Consider the following 14,386-nt stretch of genomic DNA (forward strand, 5'->3'; position numbering starts at 1 on the left):
GGCATCAGCCACACCTCCGGGAGCAGAACTCGCGCACCGCCGAGCACACCCGGTCGAGCTGGGCGAGGGTCAGGTCGGGGTAGAGCGGGAGGGCGACGGCCCGCGCCGCGGCGGCCTCGGCCACCGGGAGGTCGCCCGGGGCGTGGCCGAGCCCGGCGAAGCAGGGTTGCAGGTGCAGCGGGACCGGGTAGTAGGTCTCGGTGCCGATGCCGTTGCGGGCCAGGTGCGCCACGAGCTCGTCGCGGTGCTCCACCTCGATCAGGTAGACGTAGTACACCCCGGTCGAGCCGGCGTCGACGACCTTGGGCAGCCGGACGACGCCGGGAATTCCGGAGAGTCCCAGCCGGTACGCCTCGGCGAGCACCGAGCGGCGGGTGATCTCCTGGTCCAGCGCGGTCAGCTTCGCCAGCAGCACGGCGGCCTGCAGGTCGTCCATCTTGCTGTTGGTGCCGACCAGCGCGGTTTCGTTGGAGATCCCCGGGAAGTGGTCCAGGGTGCGGCCGAACCGGCCGTGGTGGCGCAGACCGGCCACCAGCTCGGCCACCCGCGCGTCGTCGGTGAGCACCGCACCGGCGTCCCCGAGGGCGCCCAGCGTCTTGCTCGGGAAGAACGACAGCACCCCGCCGGCACCGTGCCGTCCGGCGTGCTTGCCGCCCTGGCTCATCCCGATGCCCTCGGCGCTGTCCTCCACCAGGATCAGCCCGTGGTGCTCGGCGACTCCGGACAGCGCGGCCATGTCTGCCATCTGGCAGAACAGGTGGGCGGGCATCACGAACCGGGTCCGCGGCGTGATCACCCGCTCGACCGCGGCGGGGTCCAGCGCGTAGGTGTCCGGGTCGATGTCGGCGAAGACCGGCGTACCGCCCGCGAGGACCACCGAGGTGGCCGTGGCGACGAACGAGTAACCGGGCACGACGACCTCGTCGCCGGGGCGGAGGCCCAGCGCGCGCAGCAGCAGCACCAGCGCGTCGGTGCCGCTGTTGACGCCGACCACGTGGGCGGCACCGGTGTACTCGGCGAGGCGGCGTTCCAGCTCGGCGACCTGCGCGCCGTGGGAGAACTTCCCGTTGTCGAAGACCTCGCCGACGCGGGCGCTGATGGTCGACCAGAGCCGGTCGAAAGTGCGGGCCTGGGAGAAGAACGGGATCGACGCGGCGTCAGGGGCGGCCGGTGGCGATAAGTCTTCCCAAGTCCTGGTGGAATCCGCGCCGGAGGACACGATGATTACGCTCCAGGGAGAACGGGTGAACGGGGCTGACGGCCGCAGAACTTAGCCGACGATCAGGTCCACCCGAAAGCTCGAACGTCGTTCCCGAGAAAGTTTCACCCTTTACGGTGATCACCGGAAACCGTTGTGCTCCCCCGACTTCGGTCGGGTGATCCCGAATGGTTAGTGTGCGAGCAGGACCGCGCGATCCGTCTGGCGGGAATCCGGAGAAATGGCGCGATTCCAGGCCGATTCCGACGCCAGTTCCTGTCCACAAAGCACTACGGAGTACGATGCTGCAATCACTCGTGGTCGGCCTCGGCCGTGCGGGAGCGGGACTGCACCTGCGGGTCCTGGCCCAAGCACGCGCCGCCGCAGGCGAACTGTTCCACCCCGGACCCGTCGTCGCGTGCGACCCCGCACCCGAGGCGCGCGGCGAGCGACCCGGGGTCACGGTCGTGAAATCCGTGCGCGCCGCGGCCGCCCTGCTCCCGCCCGAGGACACCGTCGTGCACCTGTGCACCCCGCCGGTCGACCGGGCCGCGCTGCTCGGCGAGCTCGGCGACCTCGGATTCCGCCGGATCATCGTGGAGAAACCGCTGGCCACCGGACTCGACGAGTACGCCGCGGTCCGCCGCGCGTGCGACGAGCACGGCCTGGCCCCCGCGGTGGTGACGCACTGGCTGGACGCCGAGCTCACCCACCGGTTGCAGGCGCTGACCATGCGCCGCGCGTTCGGCGACCTGCGCTCCATCTCGGTGACCCAGGACAAGCCCCGGTTCCAGCGGTCCACCCTCGACGAGGGCCACCCGACCGCGTTCGACGTGGAGATCCCGCACGCGCTCGGCGTGGTGCTGCGGCTGGCCGGACCGGCCGAGCTGCTCGACGCCGAGTGGACCGACATGCGCAGCGAGGACTTCACGCTCCCCCGGATGGGTGGGGCGCGCCTGGTGCTGCGCCACCGCGGCGGGGTGCTCAGCGAGATCAGCTCCGACCTCACCGCTCCGGTCCGCGAGCGCCGGATCTCCCTCGACTTCGAGCGCGGCCGGGCGACCGGCCACTTCCCGCTCAGCGAGCACGACGACCACGCCCAGCTCACCACGACCGGCGACCGGGTGCGGCGGGTGTTCCGCGACGACGCGCTCACCGCCTTCGTGCTCCGCGCCTACCGGCACTTCCTGCACCCCGATCCCGGACCGGACGGCACCTTCGCGCTGCACGGCGAGATCCTCCGGCTGGTCGCGGCCGCCAAGCAGCACTGCCTGACCGCACTCCCCGACCTGCACCGGAGGCACCAGCATGCCGGTTGATCCCCCGCCCCGCGCGCTCGCCGGCATCGGCGACGAAGCGGCCACCTCGGCGGCCGGGCAGATCGCCGCGATCCAGCGGCTCGGGTGGCGGCACGTCGAGCTGCGCTCGGTGGACGGCACCGCGCTGGCCGACCTCACCGACGCCGCCTTCGCCCGGGTCCGCACCGCGCTGCGCGACGCCGGGCTGGACGTGGTGTGCGCGGCTTCGCGGATCGGCAACTGGGCCCGGCCGGTCACCGCGCCGTTCGCCGACGACCTGCACGAGCTCGACGTGCTCGCCGACCGCTGCGGCGCGCTCGGCACCCGCTACGTCCGGATCATGTCCTACCCGGACGGCGGCCTCGCCCCCGACGACTGGCGGGACCGCGTGCTGGACCGGACCGCCCTGCTCGCCGAGCGCGCGGCGCGGCGCGGCGTGGTGCTGCTGCACGAGAACTGCGCCGGGTGGGCCGGTGCCGACGCCGATCGGATGCTCCAGCTCCTCGGCGCGGCCGACGGGCTGGGCCTGCTGTTCGACACCGGCAACGGCGTCGACCACGGCTACGACGCGGCCGAACTGCTGCCCCCGCTGCTGCCGCACGTGGCCCACGTGCACGTCAAGGACGCCGTCGGCGGCCCCGGCCAGGCCCGCTACGTGCTGCCCGGCGACGGCTCGGCCCGGGTCGCGGACTGCCTGCGCCTGCTGCTGGACTCCGGCTACACCGGCGCCCTGTCCCTGGAACCGCACCTCGCGGCCCGCCCGCACGACGGCGTACGCGCCGAGGACGCCGAACCGTTCGTGCGCGCCGGGCGGCGGCTGGAGGCGCTGCTGCACGAGCTCGCCGGGAGCGTGCCCGCGTGATCACCGACGACGACGTCGCGCTGCTGCTGCACCTGCTGCGCATCCCCACGGTGAACCCGTTGGAAGCGGACCCGGGCGATCCACCGGCGGAGCTGGATCGCGCGCAGCGCGCCTACGCCCGCGCCGCCCGGGAGCTCGGCTTCGAAGTGGTGCACCGGGGCGCCCCACCGCGCGCGGTGCTGCGCCGCGACGACGTTCCCGCGGCCGTGCACCGCGCCGCCGCCCGCGAGGACTTCCTGACCGCGCAGCCGAGCCAGGTGCTGCGGCTCGGTCCGCGGTCACCGCGCGCCGCCACCGCGATGTTCAACGTGCACCTGGACACGGTGGCCGGGCTCGAACCCGTCGACCGGCGCGGCGACCGGATCACCGGCCGCGGCGCCATCGACGCCAAGGGACCGGCGGTGGCGCTGCTGGCCGGGATCCGCGACGCGGTCGCCCGCGAGCCCGCGCTGGGGCGCGACCTCACCGTGCTGGTCCAGGCCGTCGCCGGGGAGGAAGGCGGCGCGATGGGCACCTACGGCACGCGACCGCTGGTCGAAGCGGGATACGTCGGACGGCTCAACGTCTTCTGCGAACCGACCGGGCTGCGCCACCTGTCCCGCGCGACGGCCTCGGCCACCGCCCGGGTCCGGGTCGACGGCCACGGCGCGATCGACGACCGACCCGACGCGGGGGACAACGCCTCCGTGCTGCTGGGCTTCCTCGCCCAGCACCTCGCCCGCGCGCTCGACCCGGCGCACCGCCCCGGCCGCTGCTGCGTCGCGGGGCTGCGCACCGGGGACCGGCACAACCGGGTCTACGGCAGCGGCGAGCTGCTGCTCAACCTCTCCTACGCCTCCTCCGCCGAAGGCGAGGGCGCGCAGCGGGCGCTGACCGCGGCGGTGCGCACCGGGATCGCCGAGTTCGCCCGGACCTTCGCCGGAACCCGGGAATTCGCCCGCACCGCCGCCCGCGCCGACGCGCTGACCAGCGTGGAGTGGCTCAAGCGCGGGCTGCCCAGCCTCGACGGCGCCGACCCGTGGCTGGAGGCGCTGCTGGACCGGGCCGGGATCGCCCGCTGGCCGGCCGACGAACCGGCGTTCACCTGCGACGCGATCTGGATGGAGGGCGTCGCCGACGCGGCCACCGCCGTGCTCGGCCCGGGCAGCCTCGAGACCAACAACGCGCACGCCGAAGGCGAGTACGCCGACCTGGACGAGCTGCGGGAGTTCGCCGCGGCCGTGTCCGCCCTGCTCACCGAATTCGCCGCATGGCACCGGAGTGCCGGAAGGGGAACCACCACACCATGACGCTGCTGACCGACGATCTGCGGGAACGGATCGCGGTGCCCTACGCCGAGCTGCACGCGCTGATCGCGGACCTGTTCGCCGAGCGCGGCACGCCGCCCCACCGGGCCGCCACCGCGGCCGCCGCGCTCTGCCACGGGGACCTGTGCGGCTTCGACTCGCACGGCGCGTTCAACCTGACCCGCCTGTACCTGCCGCTGTTCGCCTCCGGCCGCACCGCACCGGACGCCGAGCCGGTGATCCGCACCGACCTCGGCGCCTGCGCGCTGGTCGACGCCCGCCGCGCGCTCGGCCTCTGGGCCGCGGCCGAGGCGATGGACTCGGCCACCGACCGCGCGGCCCGGCACGGCATCGGGCTGGTGTCGGTGCGCGGCGCCACCCACTTCGGCTGCGCCGGGTTCCACGCGCTGCGGGCCGCCGAACGCGGCATGATCGGGGTCGTCGCGAGCAACTGCGGCGGGCAGCGGATCGCCCGGCCACCGCTGGGGGCGCTGGCGATGCTCGGCACCAACCCGCTCAGCGTCGCCGCACCCGCCCTCGACGACCACCCCTTCCTGCTGGACATGAGCACCACCGTGGTCCCCACCGGCAAGGTCCGCACCGCCGCGAGCAGCGGCGAGACCGTCCCGGCGGGGTGGCTGTCCGACGACGCGGGGGGCGCGGTGACCGATCCGGCCCGGTTCGACGCGGGCAGTGCCCACCTGCGCTGGCTGGGCGGCGACCCGGCCACCGGCGCCTACAAGGGCTACGGGCTCGGGCTCGTCGTCGAACTGCTCTCCGCGCTGCTGCCCGGCGCGGGCCTCGGCCCGGCGCCCGCCGCGCTGGAGGGCACCGGCGGACCGCACGGCACCGACGACGACATCGGGTTCTTCGTCCTCGCCATCGCACCCGACCTGCTGCGCCCGGACGGGGAGTTCGCCGCCGACGCCCGCACCCTGTTCCGCACCCTGGTGGACTGCCCGCCCGCGGCCGCCGACGGCGAGGTCCGCTACCCGGGGTGGTGGGAGGCCGAACGCGCCCGCGAGTGCCACCGCACCGGGGTGCCGCTGCTGCCCCAGGTGCACCGCGAGCTCGTCGAGCTCGGTTTGGGGACGGGCGCGTGAGCCCGCGACGGATCGGGATCATCGGCCTGGGCACCATCGCCCGGTTCTACCTCGCCGCGATCGAGCGGATGCCCGGCTGGGAACTCGGCGCGGTGTGCGACCTGCGCCCCGAAGCGCTGGCCCCGCACGCCGACCGCGTCCCCTGCTACGCCGACCACCGCGACCTGCTGCGCGAGGCCGCGCTCGACGCCGTGGTCGTCACCGCCCCCAACGACGCGCACGCCGCGCTGTGCCGGGACGCGCTGCTGGCCGGACTGCCGGTGTGCGTGGAGAAGCCCCTCGGCCTCTCCGCCGCCGAAGGCCGGTCGCTGGCGGAGCTCGGCGGTCCCGTGCTGTTCACCGCGTTCCACCGCCGCTACAACGACAACGCGCTGCGGCTGCGCAACCGGATCGGGCCGCCGGCGGGCATCGCATCGCTGACCGTGCGGTACCTGGAACGCATCGAGGAGCACATCGGCGGCGACACCTGGTACCTCGACGCGGACCGCTGCGGCGGCGGGTGCGTCGCCGACAACGGCCCGAACGCCTTCGACCTGGTCCGGCTGTTCCTCGGCGACTGCGCCGTGGTGGCGGCCGAGGTGACCCGCGACGAGCGGGGCACCGACCGGCAGGCCGTGGTGCGGCTGGACACCGCCGCCGGAGCGCAGGCGACCGTCGAACTGGACTGGTCCTACCCGGGCGAGACCAAGGACGTCGAGGTGCGGCTGGCCGACGGCGCCGTGCACCGGGCGGATCTGCTCGCCGGGCACCGCGGGTTCAAGTCGTCGTTGTGGCACGAGTACGTGGGCGTCCTGGACGCCTTCGCCGCCGCGATCGACGCCGGACCCGGGCACCGCGACGGCGGGCTCGCCGCGCTGGAACTGGTCGACGAGGTCTACCGCCGCGAGCCGGCGATGGCACCAGGAGGTGAGCGGGGGTGAACCCCGAGGAGGACGGCCCCAAGCGGGCGCTGCACGGCACGCTGGTGAAGGTGCTGGTGCACCGCCGCGAGGAACGCGGGATGTCGCTGGAGCCGCACGCCAGCCGGTGCGTGCGCCGCGGCGAGGTGCACGAGCTGCTCACCACCGATCACCGGGACACCGCGCCCGGCGCGCGGATCGACCGGGTGGCTTTCCTCGGCTTCGCCGAGATCGGCTGCGCGGGCGTGATCGACCGGGGGACGAGTTCCGGATCGGCGAGCGGCTGGTCGGCACCGTGCTCGGCTTCGACGCCTGCCACTTCCCGAACCACTACAACATCATCGTCCACGCCCCGGTGCCGGTCACCGGCGCGGACCTGGACCTGCTCCCGGAGATGCCGGTGGGCTTCCACCCGGCCCGGGTACCGGTCCTCTGACCGTCTGCTGCGGGCCTCCCCGCCCCCGTGGGAACCAGGTGAGGACCCCCTCGTCCGACATAGGACCGCTTTCAGGATGGCTGGGGCGGTGCGGGGTAGCGGAACCTCAGCGGCCTTCTCGCTCCGGGAGCCGCTCCTGTGCGCCCACTTCGGACGAGGGGCCCGCACCTGGCCGACTCCTCGGTCCCGCACGCGGTTCGCCCGGGAACAGCGCGGTGGCCGGGGACCTCGTGGAGGTCCCCGGCCACCGGATCGGAAACGGCTCGCGTCAGCCGAGCAGCTCGACCTCGAGACGGCCGAAGTGGAAGTTCCGCACGGCCTCGAGCAGCTCCTCGATGGAGAGCTCGCCGTTGCCGTTGGTGTCCACCTGGCGGAAGGCGTCGGCGGCCTGGGCCGAGTCGACACCCACGGCGCCCAGCCACGCCACGAACTCGTCGGCGTTGATCTGGCCGTCGGCGTTCTTGTCGCACAGGCCGACGATGGACCGCATCACCGGGCCGAGCACGGTGTTGAAGGCCTCTTCGCCGTCCTGGAACATCAGCTTCTGGGTCACCCGGACGAAGTCCTCTTCGGACAGCATCCCGTCGGCGCCCGCACCCGCCTCGACGGCGAGGTGCCGGAACATCCCGGCGAACGCGGCGTGCAGCGCCTGCGCCTCGGCGCTGTCGGCGCTTTTGCCGAAGGCCTGAGCGATCTGCGCGGCCTCCTTCTCGAAGTCCGCCTGCTCCAGGGTGCCGTTGCTGTTCTGGTCCCAGCGGGCGAAGCGCTTGCGCAGCCGCTCGTTCGCGATGTCGGTAGCCGCGGTCATGATGATCTCCTTCGCAGTTGTGCACACTTCCTTGCCGGTCCGGCGGGCCACGTCCGGCACCGCCGCGACCTTCGCACGGGACGTGAGGGGCGTCCAGCGCGGTCCCCGCCGGTAGTCGGCCGACCTCCGGCGGAACTCTTCCGGTGGCTCAGCTCGGAGCCACCCCCTCGGCACCCGAGGTCATGCCCCGGGTGTCGACCAGCGCGCGGCACGACGCGGTGAGCGCCCCCGCGTCGTAGCAGTGGTGGTCCTGCATGAGGACCACCACGTCCGCCGCCGCGAGGGCGGCGGTCAGGTCCTCGGTGCGGGGAAGCGGCGCTCCGTCCACCGCGAACTCCGGCACGTGCGGGTCGTGGTAGCCGACCGCCGCACCGGCCGCGAGCAGGTCACGCGCGACCGGGTACGCCGGCGACTCCCGGGTGTCGTCGCAGTCCCGCTTGTAGGACACGCCGAGCAGGAGCACCCGCGCACCGGCCACCGGGACGCCGAGTTCGGCGAGCGCACCGCGGACCCGCTCCGCGACGTGCGCGGGCATCCCCTCGTTCACCGACCGGGCCGCGGCGAGCGTGCGGAACGCGAATCCCTCGGTGGTCGCCTTGCTCTCCAGGTACACCGGGTCGATCGGGATGCAGTGCCCGCCCACCCCGGGCCCCGGCTGGAACGAGGTGAACCCGAACGGCTTGGTGGCGGCGCACCGCAGCACGTCCCAGACGTCGATGCCGACCCGGTGGCAGAACAGCGACATCTCGTTCACCAGCGCGATGTTGACGTACCGGTAGGTGTTCTCCAGCAGCTTGGCCATCTCCGCTTCCCGGGTCCCCCGGGAGACCACCACGGAGTCGACCAGCCGGTCGTAGAACGCCGTGGCGTACTTCGCGCACAGCGGCGTGCACCCGCTGACGATCTTCGGGGTGTTGCGCATCCCGAAGGACTCGTTGCCCGGGTCGATCCGCTCCGGCGAGTACGCGAGGTGGAAGTCCGCCCCGACCCGCAGTCCGCTGCCCCGCTCCAGGATCGGCCGCACGAGCTCCTCGGTCGTACCGGGGAAGCTCGTCGACTCCAGCACCACCAGCGTGCCCGGCCGCAGCCGGGCGGCCACCTCGGTGGCCGCCGCGCGCACCGCGGAGAGGTCGGGTTCGCCGACCCCGGACAACCCGGTGGGCAGGCACAGCACGATCGTGTCCGCGGTGCCGAGCACGGTCGGGTCGGTGGTCGCGGTGAACCCGGTGGCCACCATGTCCGCCACGACCGCGTCCGGCACGTCCCGGACGTGCGAACGGCCCGCGCCGAGCCCGGCCACCACCTCGCCGGAGACGTCCAGCCCGGCGGTGCTCAACCCCGCTTCGCAGGCCCTGGCGGCCAACGGCAATCCGACGTAGCCGAGGCCGACCACAACGAGGTCGACGGACATGCGCACCTCCTCCTGCATTCGGGACAGCGGGCGGGTCACCTCGCCACCGAGGTGACCGGGACGTCAGGCCGAGAAGCTGCCGCTGCCGGGCGCGACGTGGGATCCGTGGCCGGGCTGCACGGTCAGCGACGGGGTCAGGCAGAACGGGTCACCGTAGATGCGCACCGGCTGGTCGGTCTGGTTGACCAGCACGTGTGCGGCCATCGGCAGCTTGTGGCACCCGGTGGGGTTGGCGTAGCTCGTGAGCGGCTGCAACTCGGTCTCGAACACCGCGACCTCACCGGTGGACGCGGTGGCCGCACCGGCGGACACGAGCATCGCGAACGCTCCCGCGGCGAGGGCGGTGGCGGCGGGGAGAAGGCGCATTTCCTGCACATCCTTGTCATCGTTGTCGTCGTGAGAATCCGTGCGGTGCACGGACGTCCTGCCGTTCCGGCGGGAGGTCACCGGCCGATGCGGGTCGCGGCGGACAACGCACCCACGCTGACCATCATCACCAGCACGCCGAGCACGGCGATGAAACCCGCCGTCCAGGCCGGGGATTCGCGCACGAGACCGACCTCGGTCAGCTCCGCGGCGCGGACCGGCGCTTCCGGGGGAGGTGGTGGCGGTGCCGGAGGTCTGCTCGGCGGCGCCGCGACGGCGGTTCCGGGTTCGCCCTCGGGAGCGACCACCAGTTCGGCGGTGGCCACCACGCCGTGCGCGGACCGGCCGGAGACCACCAGGTCGATCGATTCACCCGGTCCGACGCGGCACCGGTGGACCGAGGTCCGGCCGGGCGCCAGCTCATCGATCCGGTGCGCGCAGGCCGGGGGTGATCCGGTGACCGCCACGTCGTGCACCGGCACCGCCGAGGTGTTGGACACCCGTACCACGGCCGTCACCGGACGGGTGGGGTGGGGCGTCCCGTCGACGTGGATCTCCAGCGAGGGAGCGGGTTCCGGTGCCGGAGCGCGCACCGCCCCGGAGGTCCGCGCGGTCACCACCTCACCGGCCGGGCTGGTGCCGCTGACCTCCACGAGGAGCTCGCCCGACGCGGGCGCGGGCAGCTCGCAGCGCGCCTCGGCATGGTCGCCCGGTTGCAGCAGACCCAGCTCGCGGCGACATCCGGCGAAGGTCGCGGTGACGTCGCGCAGCGCGACATCGCCGGTGTTGCCCACCACTGCGCCCTGCCGCACCCGCTGGCCCGGACGGGCCACCTCGGGGACCACGGTGCTGCCCACCGCGATGGCGGGATTCTCGCGCGACCACACCACGATCAGCGCCCACTCGGCCCAGCACTCCTGGTCGGCCCCCGCCGCGAACCCGGTGAGCGACAGCGTCTCGCCGTCCGCACCGAGCATGGCGGGCAGCAGCTCGGTGACGTCCGCCCGCGCGGTCGCCCCGCGCTCGCCGGGTTCCACCCGGTCGGCCGTGATCGCGACCGCGCCCGCCCAGAGATCCGGGATCACCACGGCGCCACCGTCGAACCAGCACCACGCCGGTCCGGCGCTGCTCCACCGGAGCTCGGCCGACACGATCCGCGCACCGGCCGGGAGGTCGAGCACCGAAGACGAGCGGTCGCCCGCGGCCTCGGCCGCGATCGTCACCGTGCCCGTCGTCCCCGCACCCGAGGCCGGTGCCGCACCGGTGCGCGCGGCGAGCGGGACGAAGGCGGACGTGAGCAGCGGCGCCAGCACGACCAGCAGCCCGGCCACCCATCGCGACATGTTCCGGATGCGCACGACGGTCCACCTCCTCCCCGGATTTTCTGCGGAATATTCCCGAAAGCCGCTGCATCGCGGTGACGGCGGAAGGAACCGTAGCAGCACCCGAACAACACCCCCGGCGGGTTCGAGCACACTCCACAGTGTCCGATCGGAGCCCGTGACCTGCGCTTTGCGCCCGTGCGGCGATCTGTCGCGACACCGGGGACGGGCGCGGCACCACCGGTCCGCGCACCAAGATCACCACATCCGGTGAACTCGGCGGTGAAGAAGGAAAACCGCCTGCCGAAGCGAAATCCACCTCGCTACAGTCGACCGGGGTTCCGTGCGGGCATGCTCGTCGCCCCGGCCCCTCCTTCGCGCACCCCTCTCGCACCCAGGAACGGGAAATCCCTTGAGCATCCTCAGCATCGTCTCGGTCGGACTGCTGGCGCTGGTGGTCGCCGGCATCACGCTGCTGATCGCCCGCCGCAAGGCGGTCGCCGACGGCGGATCGGACTCCGACTCGCAGTCGTTCGTCGGCGGCGTCCTCAACGCGCTGTTCACCGTGGTGCTGGCGTTCTACATCGTGTTCGCGTGGCAGAACGGCGACGACATCGAGAGCGCCGCCAAGCAGGAGGCCAACGCGCTCACCGACATCTACTGGCAGGCCTCCGTCGCGCCGGCCCCGCAGGCGGCGGCGATCCAGTCGCTGACCGAGCAGTACGCGGAGCGGGTCGTCGACCACGAATGGGCCGCGCTGGACGAGAGCCGGACCGATCCCGAGGTCGACCGGCTGCTCAACGCGCTGCGCGGCGAGGTCCTGGCCCTGCCCGCCGACGACGAGGCGGTGAAGTCGGCCCGGGAGCAGTCGCTGCAGAGCATCCGCCAGATCGACGAGGGCCACCGGGAGCGGGTCGACATCGCCACCGACAGCAAGACGTTCACCACCGTGCTGCTGGTCGGCAGCGCCCTCGGCGCGGCGCTGATGATCGCCTTCCCGCTTCTGGTGGGGCTGAGCATGCGGCCGGCCAACATCGCGAGCATGGTGCTGCTGTCGTCGACCTTGGGACTCGTCCTCTACCTGTCGACGGCGCTGATGCACCCGTTGAGCGGGCCGTTCGGCATCGACCCCGACCCGTTCCGGACGACGCTGGAGGGCTTCAGCCGGACGACGATGTCGGGGGCGTGACCGGCTCCGCGCCCGCGTCGGCGGTGTCGAGGTCCAAGGCGAGCTGCTGAGCTCCCGCCCGGGCTCCGGCACCGCCGTTGCCGCGCAGGCAGAGCTTGCAGGTCACCGGGTCGGCGGTGGGATGCAGGTCGTCGACGACCCAGCCGAACACGCCCACGTGGCAGGCGGGCGCGGGCAGCTCCCACCCGCCCATCCACGGCGCCCACATCACGGCGTGCACCGTCCCGCGCGTGCGGATCATCAGGTTGCGACCCCGGAAGCGGGTCGCCGCGGCCGAGGCGACGGAGGCCAGGACGCCCGCCAGCGAATCGTCCGGTGCGGAGGCAGACATGCCACCAGCCTGCCATCCGGACCCGACACCCGTTCCGGAGCTCGCCGGAAGCCGCCTCCTCGGAACACCCGTCCGAGCCCCGCCGGACGCCCAGTGGCCCGGGTCTCAGCCGAGGCCCGCGCGCGGGGAACGGATGATTACCCTCATCGCACCGGTCGCGACGGTTCCCCGCCGCGGCCGGGCGCTGCGCGCCCCGAACGGCAGCCGCCCCCACCACCTCCGGTCGGCTCGGCGTCCCACCTGCTGGTGGGCGTTGACCGCCTCGATGCGGACAGGCACCATTCCGCAGATTGCGCACGGATGTGCGCAGAGCGCACAGGAGGTATCCATGACCCACGCGGCCGGGCCCGCGACGACCAGCCCGGGGCGGGCGGCAGCCGGGAGCCTCGTCGGCGCCGTGGTGGAGTGGTACGACTTCCTGCTCTACGGCATCGTCGCGGCGATCGTGTTCGACGAGGCCTTCTTCCCGGAGTTCAGCCCGGTCGCCGGCACGCTGGCCGCCTTCGCCACCTTCGGCATCGGATTCGTCTGCCGCCCGCTGGGCGGGTTGTTCTTCGGCCACTTCGGCGACCGGATCGGCCGCAAGCGGATGCTGGTGTGGACGGTCGCGATCATGGGCGCCGCCACCGCGCTGATCGGTCTGCTGCCGACCTACGGGAGCATCGGCTGGCTCGCACCGCTGCTGCTGGTGCTGCTGCGCGCCGTGCAGGGCTTCGCGGTCGGCGGCGAGTGGGGCGGCGCGGCGCTGATGGCCGTGGAGAGCGCGCCCCCGAAGCTCAAGGCCTTCTACAGCAGCGGCGTGCAGGTCGGCTACTCCGTGGGGCTGATCCTGACCACCGGCGTGGTGGCGCTGCTCGAACCCGTCCTCGGCGACGAGGCGTTCCGGGCCTGGGGGTGGCGGCTGCCGTTCCTGCTCAGCATCGTGTTCGTGGCGGTGGCGCTGTGGATCCGCTCAGGTGTTCCGGAGACGCGGGTGTTCACCGACGAGGTCCAGGAGCAGCCGTCCCGGAAGCGGCGGCTGCCGGTGGTCCGGGCGCTGCGCGAGCACCCCGGCGCGTTCTTCCGGATCATCGGGATGCGGCTGGCCGAGCTGCTGAGCATGTACATCGTCACAACCTTCGCCCTGTCCTACGCCACCACCGAGCACGGCTTCGACGAGGGCTTCATGCTCAACATCGGCTTGCTGGTCGGCGCGCTGGGCATCGTGACGATCCCGCTGTTCGCCTGGCTCTCGGACCGCTACGGCCGCAAGCGGGTGTTCCTGGGCGGCGCGGTGATCGGCGCCTTGGCCGCGGTGCCGTACTTCCTGGCGCTGGAAGCGGGCTCGGAGGTCCTGGTCGTCGTCGCTTCGGTGGTGCTGGTCAACATCGCGCACGACATGGTCGTCAGCGTCCAGCAACCGCTGTTCACCGAGATGTTCGGCGCGGAGTACCGGTACAGCGGCGCCGGGCTCGGCTACCAGGTCGCCGCCGCCCTCGGCGGCGGGTTCACCCCGTTCATCGCCACCGCCCTGGTCGTGCTGGGCGGCGGGCAGTGGTACTGGGTGGCCGCCTACCTCGCCGTCGGCTGCGCCGTCTCGGCGGCGGTGGCGCTGACCCTGCAGGCCCCCGCGCGCACCCCGCACCCCGCCGCCGAGCGCGTCTGACCCGAGCGGTCGCCCCTTCCCGTGATCGTCCACAAGGGAGCGAGGCGTGCCGCGAGTCCACAGCGGACCCCGGCTGTATCGATTCCGAAACCCGGTGGCACCACGCGATCTCCTGCACCTCCGGACACGCCCGCGGCTCACTGGTACGGCTGACGTTGGTGCGCAAAGCGGGTGACCGTCGCGCCCGGGCCGTTGACCCGGGCCCGGCGCGCGGCCAATGATCCTTGTTCCC

The 14,386-nt window shown here is 73.2% G+C and carries 12 protein-coding genes and 2 pseudogenes; 8 read left to right on the top strand and 6 right to left on the bottom strand.

Going from position 1 to position 14,386, the window contains the following annotated elements:
• Positions 1 to 4 precede the first annotated feature (4 nt).
• A complete protein-coding gene (locus ACQP0T_RS17515) occupies positions 5 to 1,147 on the bottom strand; it encodes a DegT/DnrJ/EryC1/StrS family aminotransferase (RefSeq protein WP_433873760.1) in 1,143 nt (380 codons plus the stop codon).
• A 353-nt stretch (positions 1,148 to 1,500) separates the two neighbouring features.
• On the opposite strand from ACQP0T_RS17515, the gene ACQP0T_RS17520 reads away from it, so the two are divergent.
• The 6 genes and pseudogenes from ACQP0T_RS17520 (at position 1,501) to ACQP0T_RS17545 (ending at position 7,082) form a co-directional block, all read left to right on the top strand.
• On the top strand, positions 1,501 to 2,517 hold the full coding sequence (locus tag ACQP0T_RS17520; RefSeq protein ID WP_433869041.1) for a hypothetical protein: 1,017 nt from the start codon (positions 1,501 to 1,503) through the stop codon (positions 2,515 to 2,517).
• Positions 2,507 to 3,358: a sugar phosphate isomerase/epimerase family protein gene (locus ACQP0T_RS17525; protein WP_433869042.1), complete on the top strand. Its 852-nt coding sequence runs from the start codon at positions 2,507 to 2,509 to the stop codon at positions 3,356 to 3,358. Before ACQP0T_RS17520 ends, ACQP0T_RS17525 begins: the two co-directional genes overlap by 11 nt.
• On the top strand, positions 3,355 to 4,647 hold the full coding sequence (locus ACQP0T_RS17530; RefSeq protein WP_433869043.1) for a M20/M25/M40 family metallo-hydrolase: 1,293 nt from the start codon (positions 3,355 to 3,357) through the stop codon (positions 4,645 to 4,647). Before ACQP0T_RS17525 ends, ACQP0T_RS17530 begins: the two co-directional genes overlap by 4 nt.
• The gene (locus ACQP0T_RS17535) at positions 4,644 to 5,747 is read left to right on the top strand and encodes an Ldh family oxidoreductase (protein ID WP_433869044.1); all 1,104 of its coding nucleotides are present in this window, start codon (positions 4,644 to 4,646) and stop codon (positions 5,745 to 5,747) included. Before ACQP0T_RS17530 ends, ACQP0T_RS17535 begins: the two co-directional genes overlap by 4 nt.
• A pseudogene (locus tag ACQP0T_RS17540) lies at positions 5,744 to 6,658 on the top strand (Gfo/Idh/MocA family protein); the annotation flags it as partial. The gene ACQP0T_RS17535 and the pseudogene ACQP0T_RS17540, both read left to right, overlap by 4 nt.
• A 65-nt stretch (positions 6,659 to 6,723) precedes the next feature.
• A pseudogene (locus ACQP0T_RS17545) lies at positions 6,724 to 7,082 on the top strand (DUF6917 domain-containing protein).
• Between the two features lie 268 nt (positions 7,083 to 7,350).
• On the opposite strand, the gene ACQP0T_RS17550 reads toward ACQP0T_RS17545, so the two are convergent.
• From ACQP0T_RS17550 to ACQP0T_RS17565, 4 genes are all read right to left on the bottom strand, one after another.
• Positions 7,351 to 7,890 carry an EF-hand domain-containing protein gene (locus ACQP0T_RS17550; protein WP_433869045.1) on the bottom strand — a complete coding sequence of 180 codons (540 nt, stop codon included), beginning with the start codon at positions 7,888 to 7,890 and terminating at the stop codon, positions 7,351 to 7,353.
• A 148-nt stretch (positions 7,891 to 8,038) separates the two neighbouring features.
• Positions 8,039 to 9,301 (bottom strand): nucleotide sugar dehydrogenase, encoded by a 1,263-nt coding sequence (locus tag ACQP0T_RS17555; RefSeq protein ID WP_433869046.1) that lies wholly within the window; start codon positions 9,299 to 9,301, stop codon positions 8,039 to 8,041.
• A 63-nt stretch (positions 9,302 to 9,364) separates the two neighbouring features.
• Positions 9,365 to 9,718, bottom strand: coding sequence for a hypothetical protein (locus ACQP0T_RS17560; RefSeq protein WP_433869047.1), 354 nt, complete (start codon positions 9,716 to 9,718; stop codon positions 9,365 to 9,367).
• 26 nt (positions 9,719 to 9,744) lie between these two features.
• A complete protein-coding gene (locus ACQP0T_RS17565) occupies positions 9,745 to 11,025 on the bottom strand; it encodes a hypothetical protein (protein ID WP_433869048.1) in 1,281 nt (426 codons plus the stop codon).
• 376 nt (positions 11,026 to 11,401) lie between these two features.
• On the opposite strand from ACQP0T_RS17565, the gene ACQP0T_RS17570 reads away from it, so the two are divergent.
• Positions 11,402 to 12,178, top strand: a complete 777-nt coding sequence (locus ACQP0T_RS17570; protein WP_433869049.1) for a hypothetical protein — start codon at positions 11,402 to 11,404, stop codon at positions 12,176 to 12,178.
• Here the strand turns inward: ACQP0T_RS17570 and ACQP0T_RS17575 are convergent.
• Positions 12,150 to 12,509 (bottom strand): hypothetical protein, encoded by a 360-nt coding sequence (locus ACQP0T_RS17575; protein ID WP_433869050.1) that lies wholly within the window; start codon positions 12,507 to 12,509, stop codon positions 12,150 to 12,152. The genes ACQP0T_RS17570 and ACQP0T_RS17575 overlap by 29 nt on opposite strands.
• A 328-nt stretch (positions 12,510 to 12,837) precedes the next feature.
• Between ACQP0T_RS17575 and shiA the strand changes: the two genes are divergently transcribed.
• A complete protein-coding gene (gene shiA, locus ACQP0T_RS17580; protein WP_433869051.1) occupies positions 12,838 to 14,154 on the top strand; it encodes a shikimate transporter in 1,317 nt (438 codons plus the stop codon).
• Positions 14,155 to 14,386 lie beyond the last annotated feature (232 nt).

This window comes from Saccharopolyspora sp. CA-218241, assembly GCF_050954615.1.
Lineage (GTDB): Bacteria > Actinomycetota > Actinomycetes > Mycobacteriales > Pseudonocardiaceae > Saccharopolyspora > Saccharopolyspora cebuensis.

What these genes read in the sequence shown, in the direction of transcription:
- ACQP0T_RS17520 (WP_433869041.1), top strand. Translation starts at nt 1,501, where the DNA reads ATGCTGCAATCACTCGTGGTCGGCCTCGGCCGTGCGGGAGCGGGACTG.
- ACQP0T_RS17525 (WP_433869042.1), top strand. Translation starts at nt 2,507, where the DNA reads ATGCCGGTTGATCCCCCGCCCCGCGCGCTCGCCGGCATCGGCGACGAA.
- ACQP0T_RS17535 (WP_433869044.1), top strand. Translation starts at nt 4,644, where the DNA reads ATGACGCTGCTGACCGACGATCTGCGGGAACGGATCGCGGTGCCCTAC.
- ACQP0T_RS17550 (WP_433869045.1), bottom strand. Translation starts at nt 7,890, where the DNA reads ATGACCGCGGCTACCGACATCGCGAACGAGCGGCTGCGCAAGCGCTTC.
- ACQP0T_RS17555 (WP_433869046.1), bottom strand. Translation starts at nt 9,301, where the DNA reads ATGTCCGTCGACCTCGTTGTGGTCGGCCTCGGCTACGTCGGATTGCCG.
- ACQP0T_RS17575 (WP_433869050.1), bottom strand. Translation starts at nt 12,509, where the DNA reads ATGTCTGCCTCCGCACCGGACGATTCGCTGGCGGGCGTCCTGGCCTCC.
- shiA (WP_433869051.1), top strand. Translation starts at nt 12,838, where the DNA reads ATGACCCACGCGGCCGGGCCCGCGACGACCAGCCCGGGGCGGGCGGCA.